We start from the raw sequence: 14,271 nt of genomic DNA, 5'->3' as shown, positions 1-14,271 counted from the left end.
GACTCGGTCGACTCAGAACAGCGCGTAGCGCGCGGCGATCATCAGCATGCGCGCTTTCGGCTTGCGCAGCGGGGCGCGCGGGGCGGCAAAGCCGCGTGCGATCGCGGCTTCGAGAATGCAGCGATACGCGCCCGACATGATGCGCGGCGCCTTCACCTGCGCACGCGGGCAGGTATCCATCACCGCGTCGGCCTGGCGGAAGTGCTCGAGCGCGCGCTCGACGAGCGTCGCGCACACGCGCGGCAGCGCCGGATCGCGCACGATCGTCGCCGGATCGGCGATCGCGATGCCTTCGCGCGCAAGCAGCTCGCGCGGCAGGTAGCAGCGGTTGATCGCCGCGTCGTCGTCGATGTCGCGCAGAATGTTCGTCAGTTGCAGCGCGCGGCCGAGGTGGTGCGACAGCTCGATCCCTTCGGCTTCCGGCATCCCGAAAATCCTCACCGACAGCCGGCCGGCCGCGCTCGCCACGCGATCGCAAAAGAGATCGAGCGTCGGCTCGTCGGGCGCGCAGATGTCTTCTACCGCGTCCATCGCCATTCCGTCGATCATCGCGTGGAAATCGTCGCGCTGCAGGTTGAATGCGCGGATCTCGCGGTCGAGCGCGGCCAGATGGCGCGGCGGGCGGCCCGCGAAGCACGCGTCGATGTCCGCACGCCAGCGATCGAGGCCCGCGGTACGCTCGGCGCGCGGCAGGTCGCTGTCGGCGATGTCGTCGACCGCGCGGCAGAACGCGTAGACCTGGAACATCGCATCGCGCTGCACGGCCGGCAGGATGCGCATCGCAAGATAGAAGGAACTGCCCGATGTGACGGCAGCGGCGTCGGTTTCTTGTTCGTCCACGACGGAATTGGAAACGGCCAAGACAAGCTCCACGGAGACACCCACGCGGGGCGATTGAAGAAGCCATGCCCGGCTGGGATGGTCAGGGTGTCAATGCGTGCGAGATATGCGAACGATCGACGCAGACAGGCACAAATTACCGGCCGGAAGCCGGAATTGGGCGAAAGTATAGCAATCTTTGAAGTTCGATGGCGGACACGCGCCATGCCCGGCGGGGCGCCGGGGGCCGTTGGCAGGCCGGCCTCGGCGGGAACGGGCGCCACTTGACACCAGCGGGCGCCGGCGGCCCGTCAGCCGTAAACGATATCGCGCTGCAGGTCGAGCGCAATGAGCCCCATTTCGCGGGTGAGCTGCAGCATCGAGCGGCGTTCGAGGCGCGAGCCCATGAAGCTCGTCACGCGGCCGTCAGGCTCCACGGTGAACTGGAATACCGCGCCGCCCGTGCCGAACCACGCGCCCGGCACGTCGGGCGATTCCTGCCAGTCGATCTGCTCGAACACGCGCGCGATCCCCGCGCGCACCAGGTCGCCCGGGCCGATCGGCGGCGCAATGTCGCCCAGGTCGTCGAGCGAATAGGGGCCGGGCTTGTCCGGCTTCCGGTAGAAGAGATAGTCGACGTTCATGGGGCGCAATCGCGAGCAAAGCAACAAATTAGCGCGCTTCGGCTCAAATTCATATCGGATCCGAACGAAATGTGGCCTGCGCGAGACAAGAGGGACGGACCGCTGTCGATAACGCGATCGCACCGTGCGTTCGCGCTTGGACGCGCACGGGTTCGTCTAAGATGACAGCTTTCCCGAAAAAACACGAACACCCCATGGAGACGAACATAACCGCCCCCCAGCAGGCCGACCATCCCGTGTTCGTGCTCGTGCATGGCGCCTGGCACGGCGCGTGGTGCTACGCGCACGTCGCTGCCGCGCTGGCCGCGCGCGGCTACCTGTCGATCGCGCGCGACCTGCCCGCGCACGGCATCAACGCCCGCTTTCCCGCGTCATATCTCGAACGGCCGCTCGACAAGGACGCGTTCGGCGCCGAGCCGTCGCCGGTCGCGAACACGACGCTCGACGATTACGCGACGCAGGTGATGCAGGCCGTCGACGACGCGTATGCGCTCGGCCGCGGCAAGGTCGTGCTGGTCGGGCACAGCATGGGCGGCCTCGCGATCACGGCGGCCGCCGAACGCGCGCCGGAAAAGATCGCGAAGATCGTCTATCTCGCGGCGTTCATGCCGGCCTCGGGCGTGCCGGGCCTCGACTACGTGCGCGCGCCCGAGAACAAGGGCGAGATGCTCGGCGCGCTGATGCTCGCGAGCCCGCGCGTCGCCGGTGCGCTGCGCATCGATCCGCGCAGCGGCGACGCCGCGTATCGCGACACGATGAAGCGCGCGCTGTACGACGACGCACCGCAGGCCGACTTCGAGGCCGTCGCGAACCTGATGACCTGCGACGTGCCGGCCGCGCCGTTCGCGACCGCGGTCCCGACGACCGCCGCGCGCTGGGGCGCGATCGACCGTCACTACATCAAGTGCCTGCAGGATCGCGTGATCCTGCCCGCGCTGCAGCAGCGCTTCATCGACGAAGCCGACGCGTTCGCGCCCGGCAACCCGACCCACGTGCACCAGCTCGACAGCAGCCATTCGCCGTTCGTGTCGGAACCGGCCGTGCTGGCCGGCGTACTGGCCGACATCGCGAAAAGCTGAGCGCGGCACGCGCGGGGCGAAGCCGCTTCGCGCGATGCGGGGCGGGCGCGCCTACGCGTAGGCGACCGAACGATCGCGCCCGAGCCGCTTCGCGCGATAGAGCGCGGCGTCGGCCTCGTTGACGAGCACGTCGCAGGTCGGCGCGCCCGTTTTCGCGCACGCGCCGCCGACGCTCGCCGTCACCGGCACGCTGACGCCCTCGGCATCGACCGGCGAGCTGCCGATCGCGTCGCGCACCTTGTCGGCCACCAGCATGGCCTCGTCGAGACTCGTGCACGGCAGCAGCAGCGCGAATTCCTCGCCGCCGAAACGGCCGAACGTATCCTGCGCGCGCACGATCGATGCGACGCGGCGCGCCGTCTCGCGCAGCACGGCGTCGCCGGCCGCATGCCCGAAGCGGTCGTTGATCGTCTTGAAGTGGTCGAGGTCGAACAGCAGCACCGACATGTCGCCGCCGTAGCGCTGCCAGCGCGCGAATTCGTCGCCGAGCCGCGCCTCGAAGAAGCGCCGGTTCGCGATGCCGGTCAGGCCGTCGCGATTCGCGTGTTCGCGCAGCTTCGCGACCGCTTCCTCGCGCTCGCGCTGCATCACGCTCACATGCGTGACGTCGGAGATCGTCACGCACACGGCCTCGACCTCGCGGCCGCGCGTGAGCGGCATGAACGTGCAGTCCTGCTGCATGTAGTCGACGCCGCCGGTGATCGGCCGGTCGTGCTCGAAGCGGAACAGGTAGGGCCGCTGCTCCCACGAGCTGAACGCGAAGCTGCCGAGTTGGAACACGCTCTCGAGCTTGCGCGACAGCCATGCGCGCGGCAGCTCCGGAAAGCAGTCGAACAGGTTGCGGCCGATCACGTCGGCGGCCGGGATGCCGCTGTGATCCTGCATGAAGCGATTCCACATCAGCACGCTCATCGAACGGTCGAGCACGAACAGGCCGAAGCCCACCCGCTCGATCACGAGGTCGCTCAGCGACGGCGCGGCGGCCGTCATAGCGCGGACAGCAACGCGTCGAGCGCGTCGCCCATCAGCCGGATCGAATCCTCGGCCATCAGCATCACGAAGTGGGCACGGAACGCATGATCCTCGAGCCCGAAGTTCACCTCGAGCAGCAGCGCGACACTCCACGCGAGCTCGGGCGGCTGGAATACATCGTCGAACGACACGTTCGAACCGAGCAGCCCCGGCGGAAAGAACACGGGCTTGCGGCCGAGCTCGTCGAGGATCGACGCGACGCATGCGCCCATCAGCACGTTCGCGACGTCGAACATGAGCTCGTCCGGCGTCGCCATCCCGCCGTACACGCCATCGCCGAACGTGCGGTCGACGATCGTCGTGAGCCGCGCGACGCCCGCGCTACGGCACAGCACGATTGCCTCGCCCTTGATGTCGGAACGGAAGCCCTGGCGCACGGCGGTCACGTTGTCGTGAATGCCAGTCATCTCGCGCAGCGCGTCGCCCGCGTCGGCCGCTTTCACGACGCGCACGCGCGGCACCGACAGCTCGATGAAGCGCCCGAGCAGCAACGCAAGCCGCGCGGCGGCGCGGCCCATTGCAAGGTTGGCGATTTCCTGCAACGCGTCGCGTTGCTCCGCCGTGAACACCGATTCAGGCATACAACCCATACTCCTTGAGAATGGGCAGCAATGCGTCCGACGTCACGGGCTTGGCAACGAATGCGATCGCGCCCAATTCGCGCACGCGTGCTTGCGCCTGCGGCTGGATATCGGCGGATACCACGATCACGAACGTGTTCAGATCTTCGTGGCGCAGTGTTTCCAGGACCTGATATCCGCTCATGTCGGGCATCGTCAGGTCCAGAAACATCACGGAAGCTTTGCCGTCACGATAGAGCGCCAGGGCCTCGCGACCATTCGCTGCATACGCGACGTCAACGTCCCAGTCTCCCGGCAACGCCTTTGTCAGAAGTTTGCGAGCGAGCAGCGAATCGTCGGCAATTACAATCGGCAAAGGCATGGGGCGATGCGGTATACGGAGTGGTCTCTCTCGCGTTAACGGCCGCGCGGCGCACTTCTTGAGGCGCCATGCGTTCGGGCGCAGGCAACCGCCTGGCGGCCGGGCGCGGGCGCCGCGACGCAGGTGCGCGCGACGCACCGCGCGGCGAACGCCGGCGGGCGCATATATCTGTCATAGGGAAAGCAAGGCGCGATTCTCGGAGTAAACCGAAGTCGGTGCAACTCGCCATTTTCACCATTTCGAACAGAATCGATCCGATCGCGCGTCATTCCGAAAACAGCCCCGACCATTTTCGAGATAAGTACGCAAAATTTTTCCTTGTGTACGTTTGCGCTGCCGGATTCGTCGCGTTTTCAATCCGACAATTTCCCCCTGTCGGAATCGACGGGATCGTGCTCGTACGGCGCGGTGCGGCGGGCCGTCACAACTCGTTTATGATGGCAGGCACCTCTGCCTCACCCGCTGCTTCGATGACGTCCGACCGGCCTGCCGACTCCCACGCCCCCGCCTCCGCTCCCGCCGACGACTGGCAGGACGACGGCACCTATGCGGCCGGTGCGCCCGAGCACGATTTCGCGGTCCGCCGCGTGACGCTGATCGTGCTGCTCGTCGCGGCGATCGTGCTGCCATGCATCTACGTGGTGGTGATGGCGTACAACGACCTGAAGGCGCGCGAGGCCGCCGCGAGCGACGTGACGATGCGCACCGTACGCGTCGCCGAAGAGCACGCGCTCAAGGTGTTCGACCTGAGCGAAACCCTCGATGCGCGCATCGTCGATCTCGTGCAGGACATGGACGACGCGACCGTACGCAACAGGGAATCCGACATCCACGAAGCGCTGAACACGATCGGCGGCGGCTACCCGCAGGTGGCCGCCGTGTCGATCTTCGGCGCGAGCGGGATGCTGCTCGCCAACAGCCTCTACTATCCGGCGCCCTATGCGTCGATCGCGAACCGCGACGACTTCGCCGGCATCCGCGACGGCAAGGTCATCGAACACATCTCGCGGCTGATGATGGGGCCGCTCAAGCTCGAGAACATTCCCGTATTCAACACGGGCGTCGCGCGGCGTCATAGCGACGGTTCGTTCGCCGGGATGGTGTCGATCGCGCTGAAATCGTCGTATTTCAACGCGTTCTACCGCGACCTGCTCGGCGGCGCGAGCACGCCGATGACGATGGCGCTCGCGCGCTCGGACGGCGCGGTGATCGCATCGTATCCGCCGCCGCCGTCGCTCGCGCATACCGATCGCACGGCCACGTTCGGCGACGCGCGCAACGATCCGCGCGCGGGCGTCGTGCGCGTGCGCCACGATGGCGCAAGCAGCGAGATCGTCGCGTACCGCCAGGTCGGCAGCTATCCCGTCTATGTGTCGTGCGCGTACCGCACGTCGGCGATCTGGCATGAATGGTACGAACACCTGAGCGTGCTGTTCATCTCGATGTTCGCGCCGTCGATCGCGCTGTGGTCCGTGATCTGGCTGTCGCTCAAGCGGCTGAAGGCGGAAGAGGAGGCGTGGGACCGCTGGCAGGCGGAAGCGTCGATGCGGCGCTCGATCGAATCGGCGTACCGGCAGTCGCGCAAGATGCAGGCGCTCGGCAACCTCGTCGGCAGCGTCGCGCACGACTTCAACAACCTGCTGATGATCATCTCGAGCAACGTGCAGATCGCGCGGCGGCGCGGCGTCCAGCATCTCGACAAGGAACTCGGCGCGATCGAACGCGCGCTGAAGAACGGGCAGTCGCTCACGCGCCAGCTCCTCGGCGTCGCGCGCAAGCAGCCGCTGCACAACGAGACGATCGACATCGGGCAATGGGTCGGCACGTGCCGCGAGCTGCTGAAGACATCGCTCGGTTCGAAATCGTCGCTGGTCGTCGCGATCGAGCCCGGCGTCTGGCCGATTCGCGTCGACGTTGCGGAACTCGAGCTCGCGGTGATCAACCTCGCGGTCAATGCGCGCGACGCGATGGCGACCGGCGGCCGCTTCACGGTCGGCGCGCGCAACGTGACGCTGCGTCGCGAGGACGGCTTTCCGCTGACCGGCGATTTCGTGCAGATCTCGCTCGACGATACGGGTTCAGGCATGGCGCCCGACGTGCTTGCGCGCGCGTTCGAACCGCTGTTCACGACGAAGGCGCAGGGGATGGGGACGGGGCTCGGGCTGCCGCAGGTGTTCGCGTTCTGCGAACGCTCGGGCGGCCTCGCGACGATCGACAGCGCTGTCGGCGCCGGCACGTCGGTGCGCCTCTACCTGCCGCGCGCGCGCGCCGAGGACGTCGTCGTGCGGCCGCAGGCCGTCGTGCAAGACGCAAGCGCGCTCACCGGGCTGCACGTGCTGCTCGTCGAGGACAACAGCGAAGTCGCGGCCGGCACCGAAGCGCTGCTTTCGCTGCTCGGGCACCGCGTGACCTATGCACCCACCGCCGACGACGCGTTGCGCCTGATCGAAGGCGCGGCCGCGAACGACGCGTTCGACCTCGTGATTTCGGATATCCACATGCCGGGCCGCCTGAACGGCATCGACCTCGCCGAAGCGGTCGAGAAGCGGCCGGGGAAGCTGCCCGTGATTCTCGTCACGGGTTATGCGGAGGAGCTCGACCGCACGCGCACCGTCAACGTCCGCGTGCTGTCGAAGCCGTTCGACATCGCGCTGCTCGACGAGATCCTGCTGGGCATCCGCGAAGCGCGCGACGCGCGGCACACCGGCACGTAACCCGCCGCGTGCGGGCCGGCCGCCGGCGTCGGCGGCCTGAAGGCCGCCGCGATCAGGCCGGCGTCGTCAGGCCGCCTTCAGCAGGCGCACCCAGCCCGCGTAGCGATCGACGAAGCCTTGCAGGAACTTGCGGGTGTCCTCGCTGACGATCTGGCCCTGCTCGTCGATGCGCGCCGGGTCGTGCTTGATGAACATCTCGGGCTGCCCGAGCGTCTTCACGTCGAGGTACGCGAGCACGTTGCGCAGGTGCTGCTGTGCGAGCGCGGTGCCCGTCGCGCCCGGCGACGTGCCGAGCACCGCGCCCGGCTTGCCCGACCACGAGTTGGAACCCCACGGGCGCGAGCCCCAGTCGAGCGCATTCTTCAGCACGCCCGGAATCGACCGGTTGTACTCGGGCGTGACGAACAACAGCGCATCGGCGGCTTCGATCGACTGCTTGAAGCGCTTCGCGACTTCCGGGAAATCCGCGTCGTAGTCCTGGCTGTACAGCGGCAGTTCGCCGATCTCGACGAACTCGAACGAAAAATCGGCGGGGGCGAGCGAGATCAACGCGTGCGCGAGTGCGCGGTTCGACGAAGCGCGGCGCAGACTGCCGACGACGACCGCAATACGATAGGACATGACGTTCTCCTTCCGGTGAGTGAGGAATCGGATCGATTGCTTCCGAACAGGTGACAAAGGTCTGTTTATAGGCAAGCCAGCCCGCGAACCGCCCGACGGGGCCGTCCGGCCGACTTTCCACAAGGTTTTCCACAGAAATTGTGGATAACTCGACCGTTATGTTCTGATGTTACAAACTGCCCGCCGCGCGGCGCCTTCGGTGCGCGATACGGGTTTCGGCAAGCATAGCGCAGCGCGCCCGCCGGTTTCGTGAATTCGTGACGGAACAGACGTTGCAGGCCGGCAGCGCGCCCAGTAAGCTGCTCGCACCGCGATGCGCCCGCCCTGTGACGCAAGCGCGATCGCCTCGAGACATTGCCACCCTGACATGCCGTCCCCATACGACGACCCCGTTTATCTCGCGCAACTGCGGCGCGACCTGCTGCGCTTCGCGCGACTCCAGCTCCGCGATGCCGACGCGGCCGAAGACGCCGTGCAGGAAGCGCTGACCGCCGCGTGGTCGCACGCGGGCGATTTCGCGGGGCTGTCGGCCCACAAGACCTGGGTGTTCGGCATCCTGCGCAACAAGCTGATCGACGTGCTGCGTGCGCGGCAGCGGACGGTGAGCCTGTCCGCGCTCGACGCCGAGCTCGACGGCGAATCCGTGCTCGATCGCGAGCTGTTCAAGGAAAACGGGCACTGGGCCGCGCATGCGAAGCCGCGGCCGTGGCCGCGCCCCGAAACGCTGTTGCAGCAGCAGCAGTTCTGGACGCTGTTCCAAGTCTGCCTCGACCATCTTCCGGAGCAGATCGGGCGCGTGTTCATGATGCGCGAATTCCTCGACGTCGAGATGACGGACATCTGCAGCGAATTGACGCTGACGACGAATCATTGCAGCGTGCTGCTGTATCGGGCGCGCACGCGCCTGCGAACCTGCCTGAGCGAAAAAGGACTGACGACCGAAGATGCTGCCGGGGAAATGTACTGACGTGACGCGACTGCTGTCGGATGCGCTGGACCGGCATCTGACCCTGCATGAGCGCCTGCAGGTGCGCGTGCACCTGCCGACCTGCAGTGGCTGCAGAGCCTATCGCGGGCAGATTGCACTGCTGCGGACGGCCGCGAAAGCGGCGGCGGGGCGGGAACCGGGCGACGACGACACGTCGTCCGGGGCGGGCTAGATCCGGCCCGCGTTGCCGCTGTCGTCCGGGCTGTGGGTGTGCGCTGCCCGGCGATCCCACCGGCTTCGATTGCTGGCGTGCACGCCGGGCTGATGCAGTAAGAAAAATACGCCGGGCAAGAATTATTCGAACAGCGCCTGCACCGATTCGGGCGGCCGGCCGATGGCCGCCTTCCCGCGATAGACGACGATCGGACGCTGCAGCAAAACCGGATGAGCAGCAATCGCCTCGTAGGCTTGCGCATCGGTCAGATCCGCGCGTGCCAGATCCAGTGTCTTGTACGGCTCCTCTCCGTCGCGCAGCATGTCGCGAACCGGGCGGCCGAGTTGCCGATGCAGCGCTTCCAGTTCCTCGACCGTCGGCGGCGTCTTCAGGTATTCGACGACGTTCACCGGCGTGCCGGTCGTGTTCAGCGTCTCGACCAATGCAAGCGTCTCGCGTGATTTCGAGCACCGGGGGTTGTGATAGATCGTGATCATCATTCAGGTCTGGATGGGAGAGGGCTGTATTGTAGCCAGTCTGGATCGGGTGTTTCGGTGGGGGCGGCGATGGGGTAGCCGTGCGCGGATTCGATGTTTTGGGGAGGCCGGTTGACGGGAAGACTCCGCCGGCGACAAGGGTCACGGGAGAGGCGTTGTATCGTGGATACGCTTCAAAGGACTGATGTGTTTATGCGCATAAAGTCGTGCGGCAAGGATAAGGATTCGTGAGCCTACGCATCGTGATGCGTGCACGGGTGGCGAAAAGCGCAGGCGCTTGCGTGGTATGCCGATTGGTTTATGCGCATAAAGCCAGCGATCGCTCGACAGGGCACCGGGCGATTCATCGCGCCGACGAGCGTCGACAGTCACGGCACCGAAGCGATCATCGCATCGATGGGCTGCCGTGGCGGGGCATCCCCGTTTGCCGAATTCATGCAGGGTCGGCACATGGTCGCTCGGCATTCGCCATCCATCGACCGCGGTTTATGCGCATAAACGTTGCGGCTCGGTATGGCGTGATGCCGATGCCCAGAGGCTCAATGGCGCGCCTACCGAGCTGCATATCTGGCCTGGGCGAATAGGATCACGCCCGCGCTCGACAATGAGCGACTGTCCTGCCACATGATTGGCCTCCCCGGTCGCGACAGAGTTTATGCGCACAAACTCGCCAGGCCGCAGGCGACCATCCACCACCGTCACCCGAAAGGGCAGCCCACTTCGATATCGCCGGCAACCCGCTGCGCGTACCGACGATGCACTTTGTGACGACGCAGCCATCGCGCGGTTCATCGACGTCCGCGGACATCAGCCACGCCGTCCGATCATCGCCGGTTCGTTTATGCGCATAAACCGATAGCCCGAATGGCTAACGCGTAGTTGTCGAACGACAATTTCATTGAAATATAAATATCGTCCTGTAGAATTCCAACGACCAAAATAGGAGTGAAAATTGGCCGCGGAAATCATTGCAGTCACTCAACAAAAAGGTGGTGTCGGCAAAAGCACGATTGCCATGCACCTCGGCGCCGCGTTCCATGAGAAAGGGAAGCGCATCCTCGTCATCGACGCAGACCGTCAAAACACCCTGGTTCACTGGTCGAGTGCATCCGGCGACAGCGACACCGGCATTCCGTTTCCGGTCGTCAACCTTGCCGAAGCCGACGGCCAGATCCATCGCGAGATCAAGAAGTTCATCAACGACTACGACATCATCGTCGTGGACTGTCCGCCGTCCATCACCGAGAAGGTATCCGGCGTTGTCCTGCTGGCCGCATCGATTGCGGTGATCCCGACTTCGTCGTCGCCGGCCGATTACTGGTCGAGCGTCGGGCTGGTCAAGCTGATCCAGCAGGCACAGGTCATGAACGAAGACCTCCGCGCGGTATTCCTGCTGAACAAGACCGAAGAGAAGCGCATGCTGACCCGCGAGCTCAAGCGCGCGCTCGAAGAGCTCGGCTTCCCGTTGCTGAAAACGCAGATCCCGACGCGGGAAGCGTACAAGCAGGCGATGGCGCTCGGTCAGACCGTGCTGCAGATGAACGATCGCGGCGGCAAGCTCGCCGCCGCCGAAATTCGCGCATGTGCCGACGAAATCGTCGCCATGCTGCCCTGACTTTATGCGCACAAAGGAGTCACATGAAACCTTCCCAATTTGCAAAAGGATTCCAAGCGCGCCCGGATATCACGACGAGCGAGAAGCGCACGGCGCTCGATCGGCTCAATGCGATTGACGGCATCGTCAAGTCCGAGACGCCCACCGCGGCACCGACCAAATCCGCGAAGAAAGACATCGCGCTGCCGCCCGCTCCCGAACTCACGCTCGATTCGTCGATCGACGAATCGCAGCAATATCGCGCATGGCGCCTCGAGAACCGCTATGCCCCGGGGCAGGTGATCGAGCTGTCGCTGAAGGCGATCAAGCATAGCCCGTTCAATCCGCGGCACTTCTATCTGAAGTCGTCGATTGCCGAACTCGCGGTCAACCTCGCGAAGCAGGGGCAGCAGCAGGCGATCCACGTGATTCCGGATTACGACAATCCGGGCACGTATTTCGTCAGCGACGGCGGCCGTCGCGTGCGGGCGCTGAAGGAAGCAAACAAGGAATCGGTGAAGGCGATCGTGATCGACGTGCCGATCGGTATCCAGAGCTACAAGCTCGGCTACGATCTGAACGTCCAGCGCGATTCGCAGACGGTGTTCGACAACGCCGTCGTGTGGCGCCGCTTCCTCGACGACAAGCATTTCCAGAGCCAGAAGGAACTCTCCGAGCATCTCGGCCTCGACGAGTCGACGGTGGCCGTCGCGCTGTCGATCGGAAAGTTGCCGGAAGCCATCATGCAGGAAATGGTCGCGCGTCCCGATCGCTTCGGTTCGAACATGGCGTATCAGGTCGGCCGCTATCACAATGCGCGCGGCACCGAGGCCACGCTGCGGCTGATCAACAAGATCGTGTCGGACGATCTCAGCACGCGCCAGGTGTCGGACATCGTCAAGGGCCGCGTCGCCGCGCAGGAGACGCCGAAGGCCGCGGGCCGTCAGCGCTACGCGCAGCGTCTCGAGATCAAGCTCGGCGGCAAGTCGGTCGGCGACCTGAAGTCGTATGGCGAAGACCGCATCGAATTGCGCCTGCGCGGCCTCCCGAAGGACAAGCGCGACGCGATCCTCGAGCAGCTCGAGCGGATGCTGTTGTCGGAGTGATGGAAGCGGCCGGCAAGGCCTGGTGAAGACGCCGGGCCCGCCCGGCCGAGCCGGCCGGCGGCCGGCCCGTCAGCGGGCCTGAGTGGGCCTCAGGCGGCCCGCGACTGGTTCAGCGTGAACGACAGCAGGTCGCCGTCCGTCGGCTCGCCCCAGGTCTTCTGGGCCAGCCAGTCGAAAAAGGCCGTCTCGGCCAGCTTGGAATCGAGGCCGCGCTTGCGCCAGTCGTCGCGCAGATGCGTGCCCATCGTCGGCAGCGCCTCCGACTCGAACGACTCGCGGGCCACTTCGCGTTCGGCGTCCCCCTGCTCCTCGTACAGCACCTTCGCTTCCTTGCGACGGAACGCCGAGAATTCGCTCAGCAGGCGCGCCTTCAGATCGTCCGGCTGCGCCGCTGCAACCTTCGCGGACGGCGTGCCGGCAGGCAGCGCGTCGACCGACTCGACCGGCGGCGCATATCCCTTCTTCAGCGCGTCCTTGAACAGCGCCGGCGCGCTGCGCACCGGCGGCAGCGTCGTGCTGCGCATCCGCTGCTCGGTCATCTGCAGTGCGGCGCGAATCCGGTTCTCTTCGCTGTCCGCGTAGAGCGTCTGCGCTTCCTTCAGCGGGATCCCGAGTTTCACCATCCGGTCGACCAGCGTGCTGTCGAACACGTTCGGGTGTTCGTCGAGCGCGAGCATCGGCTGCTTGCGCTCGGTCACGCGGAACTGGATCTCCGCGACCCGGCGCCCTTCACGGTGCTCGATCAGCTCGACGAAGATGTTGGTGACCGCGTTGACTTCCGCGATCGCCGGACGCAGATAGTCGCGCTTGAAGTACTTGTACTCGCGCTTCGCCTCGTCGCCGGCTTCGGTGTCGGGCGTGCCCGACAGGATCGGCCGCCACCATTCCCACGGCTCGCGCATCGTCAGGTGGCTCGGATTCGTCAGATAGCGCACGCAGATCTCGTAGAGCGCGAGGCCGGCACTGCTGCGCAGCTGGCTCTGGAACTGCAGGCTCAGGCGCGCATACTGGACCGGGTCGAGCAGCTTTTTCTTGATCTTCGGCGCGAACGAGAATTCGACCCACACGCGGCGGGTCGCCGGATCCTCGAGAATTTCCGCGTCGGCGATCAGCGTCGAGATCCCCCACTTGCGGCCCGGCTTCTGGCTCGACGTCCCCGTACTCCATTCGACCTGCACCGACACCATGCGGCGCAGGTGTTCCTTCACCAGCGCGGTGTCGTTCGAATCGAAGGCGGAGTTTGCGACGATATCCGACAGCAGCGCGCGATACGTATCGCCCGAATCGTCGGCCTGCTGCGCGACGGCCAGCAGGACGTTGAACAGCTTGCGGGTCAGGAGTGTGATCTTGCCGCTCTTCGGCTGAATTGCGATCGCCTCGACGGCCTTGCGCAACTCGGCCGAACTGGCACTCACCACATCCACATCGGTTTTCTTGGCGCGCTTCGTCGTGGCCATACGTCGGGTCGGAGGAGAAGTTTTCCGGAAGGATAGCGCCTGCGGTGATGTGCGTCCAGAACGACATGCTCACCATAGCCGGTGAAGCGCGCGTGCTAAATGGCACTCACCCCAACCGCTCCCGAAAACGCTCACCGGTCCGGAATTGCGGCGCTCCAGACTCGTCCAGACGTGCCGCGGGATGCGCCGATTCACAGAATTTCCCCTGTGCATGACACGTGCGAAACTCGCTCCCGTATCGGCTCACCTTTCGATTTGTCGCAATTTTGCGACTGCACGTCCGTGAGTTCGCCACAGGGTCGCGATCGCACCTCACGGAACGTCCCGGATCGCGCCGCCTCGGGCTGTATGCATGTACAGGCACGGCTCCCCAGGAAATCGTGATCGCATCCGGCACCCGGAAACGCGCCGTCGAAACCGGCCCGCGCCACCCGATCGGGCCTGCTTTGCCGGCCCGGGCGCGCATTGTACAGCGCCCAAATCGAGTCAGGTCCCGAAAATACTCACCTTGAGCACAGCTTGTCCTTTCGTCTCGATGCCGCCGAATGTCCGGCACACGCGGGATTGGCTACCGGAGCCTCCTGAAAACGCTCACCTCATTGAAAAAATGCGGCACAGCAACGG

14 protein-coding genes are annotated in these 14,271 nt (G+C 65.4%); 6 read left to right on the top strand and 8 right to left on the bottom strand.

From position 1 onward, the window contains the following. Positions 1–12 precede the first annotated feature (12 nt). Both hpnD and ACNQQL_RS04810 read right to left on the bottom strand, forming a co-directional pair. Complete coding sequence (hpnD, locus tag ACNQQL_RS04815) at positions 13–861, bottom strand: presqualene diphosphate synthase HpnD (protein WP_105391294.1); 849 nt, start codon at positions 859–861, stop codon at positions 13–15. 269 nt (positions 862–1,130) lie between these two features. Continuing rightward, positions 1,131–1,463, bottom strand: a complete 333-nt coding sequence (locus tag ACNQQL_RS04810; protein WP_034181517.1) for a hypothetical protein — start codon at positions 1,461–1,463, stop codon at positions 1,131–1,133. A 194-nt stretch (positions 1,464–1,657) separates the two neighbouring features. Between ACNQQL_RS04810 and ACNQQL_RS04805 the strand changes: the two genes are divergently transcribed. Next, positions 1,658–2,542, top strand: coding sequence for an alpha/beta fold hydrolase (locus ACNQQL_RS04805; RefSeq protein WP_347063382.1), 885 nt, complete (start codon positions 1,658–1,660; stop codon positions 2,540–2,542). A 51-nt stretch (positions 2,543–2,593) separates the two neighbouring features. On the opposite strand, the gene ACNQQL_RS04800 is transcribed toward ACNQQL_RS04805, so the two are convergent. Genes ACNQQL_RS04800 through ACNQQL_RS04790 form a run of 3 tightly spaced genes read right to left on the bottom strand, consistent with a single transcriptional unit; the run spans position 2,594 to position 4,516 of the window. Next, positions 2,594–3,532: a diguanylate cyclase gene (locus tag ACNQQL_RS04800; protein WP_347063381.1), complete on the bottom strand. Its 939-nt coding sequence runs from the start codon at positions 3,530–3,532 to the stop codon at positions 2,594–2,596. Beyond that, a complete protein-coding gene (locus ACNQQL_RS04795) occupies positions 3,529–4,155 on the bottom strand; it encodes a chemotaxis protein CheC (protein ID WP_347063380.1) in 627 nt (208 codons plus the stop codon). The genes ACNQQL_RS04800 and ACNQQL_RS04795 overlap by 4 nt, the downstream gene beginning before the upstream one ends. Then, positions 4,148–4,516: a response regulator gene (locus ACNQQL_RS04790; protein WP_034181513.1), complete on the bottom strand. Its 369-nt coding sequence runs from the start codon at positions 4,514–4,516 to the stop codon at positions 4,148–4,150. The genes ACNQQL_RS04795 and ACNQQL_RS04790 overlap by 8 nt, the downstream gene beginning before the upstream one ends. A gap of 470 nt (positions 4,517–4,986) precedes the next feature. Between ACNQQL_RS04790 and ACNQQL_RS04785 the strand changes: the two genes are divergently transcribed. Then, positions 4,987–7,230 carry a hybrid sensor histidine kinase/response regulator gene (locus tag ACNQQL_RS04785; RefSeq protein ID WP_347063379.1) on the top strand — a complete coding sequence of 748 codons (2,244 nt, stop codon included), beginning with the start codon at positions 4,987–4,989 and terminating at the stop codon, positions 7,228–7,230. A gap of 66 nt (positions 7,231–7,296) precedes the next feature. Here the strand turns inward: ACNQQL_RS04785 and ACNQQL_RS04780 are convergent, their stop codons facing one another. Then, positions 7,297–7,851 carry an NADPH-dependent FMN reductase gene (locus ACNQQL_RS04780; RefSeq protein ID WP_072444956.1) on the bottom strand — a complete coding sequence of 185 codons (555 nt, stop codon included), beginning with the start codon at positions 7,849–7,851 and terminating at the stop codon, positions 7,297–7,299. 367 nt (positions 7,852–8,218) lie between these two features. On the opposite strand from ACNQQL_RS04780, the gene ACNQQL_RS04775 reads away from it, so the two are divergent. Continuing rightward, complete coding sequence (locus ACNQQL_RS04775; RefSeq protein ID WP_347063378.1) at positions 8,219–8,818, top strand: RNA polymerase factor sigma-70; 600 nt, start codon at positions 8,219–8,221, stop codon at positions 8,816–8,818. Beyond that, positions 8,796–9,011, top strand: coding sequence for a zf-HC2 domain-containing protein (locus ACNQQL_RS04770; protein WP_034181509.1), 216 nt, complete (start codon positions 8,796–8,798; stop codon positions 9,009–9,011). Before ACNQQL_RS04775 ends, ACNQQL_RS04770 begins: the two co-directional genes overlap by 23 nt. A gap of 122 nt (positions 9,012–9,133) precedes the next feature. On the opposite strand, the gene arsC is transcribed toward ACNQQL_RS04770, so the two are convergent. Further along, entirely contained in the window at positions 9,134–9,493 is a 360-nt protein-coding gene (arsC, locus tag ACNQQL_RS04765) for an arsenate reductase (glutaredoxin) (RefSeq protein ID WP_034181508.1), read from the bottom strand. A gap of 949 nt (positions 9,494–10,442) precedes the next feature. Between arsC and parA the strand changes: the two genes are divergently transcribed. After that, entirely contained in the window at positions 10,443–11,105 is a 663-nt protein-coding gene (gene parA, locus ACNQQL_RS04760; RefSeq protein WP_034181507.1) for a ParA family partition ATPase, read from the top strand. A gap of 23 nt (positions 11,106–11,128) precedes the next feature. Then, positions 11,129–12,190 carry a ParB/RepB/Spo0J family partition protein gene (locus ACNQQL_RS04755; protein WP_347063377.1) on the top strand — a complete coding sequence of 354 codons (1,062 nt, stop codon included), beginning with the start codon at positions 11,129–11,131 and terminating at the stop codon, positions 12,188–12,190. 89 nt (positions 12,191–12,279) lie between these two features. On the opposite strand, the gene ACNQQL_RS04750 is transcribed toward ACNQQL_RS04755, so the two are convergent. Further along, positions 12,280–13,647, bottom strand: coding sequence for a replication initiation protein (locus ACNQQL_RS04750; protein ID WP_072444964.1), 1,368 nt, complete (start codon positions 13,645–13,647; stop codon positions 12,280–12,282). Positions 13,648–14,271 lie beyond the last annotated feature (624 nt).

This window comes from Burkholderia sp. LFS061 (assembly GCF_047978125.1).
GTDB lineage: Bacteria > Pseudomonadota > Gammaproteobacteria > Burkholderiales > Burkholderiaceae > Burkholderia > Burkholderia pyrrocinia_C.
The sequence above is the reverse complement of the archived record's forward strand: the minus strand, read 5'-3'. Positions and strand labels throughout refer to the sequence as shown.

Coding starts and splice junctions, on each gene's coding strand:
- ACNQQL_RS04810 (WP_034181517.1), bottom strand. CDS start 1,463: ATGAACGTCGACTATCTCTTCTACCGGAAGCCGGACAAGCCCGGCCCC.
- ACNQQL_RS04805 (WP_347063382.1), top strand. CDS start 1,658: ATGGAGACGAACATAACCGCCCCCCAGCAGGCCGACCATCCCGTGTTC.
- ACNQQL_RS04800 (WP_347063381.1), bottom strand. CDS start 3,532: ATGACGGCCGCCGCGCCGTCGCTGAGCGACCTCGTGATCGAGCGGGTG.
- ACNQQL_RS04795 (WP_347063380.1), bottom strand. CDS start 4,155: ATGCCTGAATCGGTGTTCACGGCGGAGCAACGCGACGCGTTGCAGGAA.
- ACNQQL_RS04790 (WP_034181513.1), bottom strand. CDS start 4,516: ATGCCTTTGCCGATTGTAATTGCCGACGATTCGCTGCTCGCTCGCAAA.
- ACNQQL_RS04785 (WP_347063379.1), top strand. CDS start 4,987: ATGACGTCCGACCGGCCTGCCGACTCCCACGCCCCCGCCTCCGCTCCC.
- ACNQQL_RS04780 (WP_072444956.1), bottom strand. CDS start 7,851: ATGTCCTATCGTATTGCGGTCGTCGTCGGCAGTCTGCGCCGCGCTTCG.
- ACNQQL_RS04775 (WP_347063378.1), top strand. CDS start 8,219: ATGCCGTCCCCATACGACGACCCCGTTTATCTCGCGCAACTGCGGCGC.
- ACNQQL_RS04770 (WP_034181509.1), top strand. CDS start 8,796: ATGCTGCCGGGGAAATGTACTGACGTGACGCGACTGCTGTCGGATGCG.
- arsC (WP_034181508.1), bottom strand. CDS start 9,493: ATGATGATCACGATCTATCACAACCCCCGGTGCTCGAAATCACGCGAG.
- ACNQQL_RS04755 (WP_347063377.1), top strand. CDS start 11,129: ATGAAACCTTCCCAATTTGCAAAAGGATTCCAAGCGCGCCCGGATATC.
- ACNQQL_RS04750 (WP_072444964.1), bottom strand. CDS start 13,647: ATGGCCACGACGAAGCGCGCCAAGAAAACCGATGTGGATGTGGTGAGT.